2 protein-coding genes are annotated in these 1,768 nt (G+C 60.2%); one reads left to right on the forward strand and one right to left on the reverse strand.

Features of this window, described 5'->3' with window-relative positions:
- Positions 1–1,082, reverse strand: a 1,082-nt coding sequence (locus EP867_RS19485) for an ADP-ribosylglycohydrolase family protein (RefSeq protein ID WP_128491078.1), incomplete at its 3' end; no start/stop codon positions are given.
- A gap of 297 nt (positions 1,083–1,379) precedes the next feature.
- On the opposite strand from EP867_RS19485, the gene EP867_RS19490 reads away from it, so the two are divergent.
- Positions 1,380–1,673 carry a hypothetical protein gene (locus EP867_RS19490; RefSeq protein WP_128491079.1) on the forward strand — a complete coding sequence of 98 codons (294 nt, stop codon included), beginning with the start codon at positions 1,380–1,382 and terminating at the stop codon, positions 1,671–1,673.
- Positions 1,674–1,768: the final 95 nt, after the last annotated feature.

Genomic DNA, 1,768 nt, shown 5'->3' on the forward strand with positions numbered 1-1,768 from the left:
GCGCAACTGTCGGCAGCGGTTTGATGGCCATGGGTCAGTCCCGAAATATCCTGAGCGGAAATCAGCGCTTCTCTGTCACGGCGGAACAGTGGCAGCGGAACACTGCGCATCAGAGAACCGCACCCCTTAGAGACGTTGCGCTGCTGCTGGCCAAAATACTCCGCAGCACTCAGCGCGGAGAGGCAGGTCATGCCAGGCGCGCGGCGTTTTTGCATTCGGGGATCCAGCATCAGTCCAAAACTTTCAATGTGAGTGATCGGTGCGGGTTCTCCCTGTGTCAGTAACCAACGCAGATAGGCGTGATGAACCGGACCTTCGAGCGTGCCAATGCCCCGCGTCTCACCGCGCACCTGACCGCAGAGGAGGCCCTCAGCGGTAAAGAGCGTCATCTGCGTATCGTCAGTGAAATCGCGGGTGATGGGGACCACGCCGTGCGGAAAACGCCTGCGGATCTGATCAAGTGACCAGAACTCGATTTCGGCGCCGAGGATGTCGCCCATGGCGCCACCAAAAAACGCCCCGCGCATACGCCGCCGCCGCAGATCATCTTCGCGCAGACGCGCGCTGAGCCATCGCTCCTGCGCGGGCAGCAGGCGCGCATGCCTGCGCGCCTCAGTCACACGACGCAGTGCCTGCTCCATCCTCTCGCCGCGCTCGCATTGGAGGAGTGTGGCAACCAGCGCAGTGCGCTCCAGCCCGGCTTTGCAGTGGACCAGGACTTTGCCGCCTTCCTCAAGCGCCCGATGCAGACGCGGAGAGATCTCGCGCCAGGCAAGATGCCAGTCGTCGTGTGGGGCTTTGGTATCCGGGAAGGGGATGTGAAACCACTCCATACCCGCTCGGACGACCGCATCACCTAAATCGGCGCAGCCCAGCAGTGAGAGTTCGTCAGTATCGACAAGTGTTACGACGATATCAGCCCCCCAGGCACGCAAAGCCGTCACATCGGTGGCCAGGTCGCGGTCCCAGGCCGGACCTGTAAGCGAGCGGCCCTTCCGGCCCGGGCAAAGCGTCATGCCGACCTGGCCCGTAGCGAGAGCAAAGGCGTCGATCTGAAGAGGATGGGAAACTGAGGTGCGCATCTTACGTCCTTTCCGTTGTGTCGAGGAGAGAGTTAGCGCGGAACGAAGTTCAAAGTCGGATCGGGCGGAATTTTCCACGGGGAACGGCGTCAGCGGAACGCTGATCGTGGCGATCCCCGTCAGGTGTGCATTTGCTCCGGAAGTGGCACTACGACGTCAGTACCATCTCTATCGAAATGTACTGGGCCGTCAGACGTCAGCCTCTCGGAAGCTAACAAACCATTTTTCCAGCGCGTGCGACGACCCAATCTCCTGTCCAAGGAAGGTGAAGGGCACCTCCCGTCAGGAACGAGCACAATGACTAAAGCAGAAATCATCGCCGCAGTTGCCGAAATTCTGTCAAAACTTACTGATGATCATGCCCGGGCGGATGCCCTGCTTGAGGCATACAACGCCATCGAGCCCCGCTCGATCAGAGGTGACAAAGCGAGCCGTTTCAAAGGCGCTGATTTGGGCTTCGGGCCAATTATTGCACGCAGGCTGAGGGCTGCCGGCCGTGGAGAAATGATCTTTACCCGCAGCGGGATCAACTCAGCAGTAAACTTTCACCCGATCGAAGTCCTGCTGCATATCATCAAGGGATGCAGATAACATGAGCCTGTAACGCGTATCGCCAGCCGGCTGGCTGGCGGGGTCTAACCCTCTCTTCGGTCCCGGGGGCTTGTGGCGGAAGGCGTGGGCAAGGT

The organism is Falsigemmobacter intermedius (genome assembly GCF_004054105.1).
Taxonomy (GTDB): Bacteria; Pseudomonadota; Alphaproteobacteria; order Rhodobacterales; family Rhodobacteraceae; genus Wagnerdoeblera; species Wagnerdoeblera intermedia.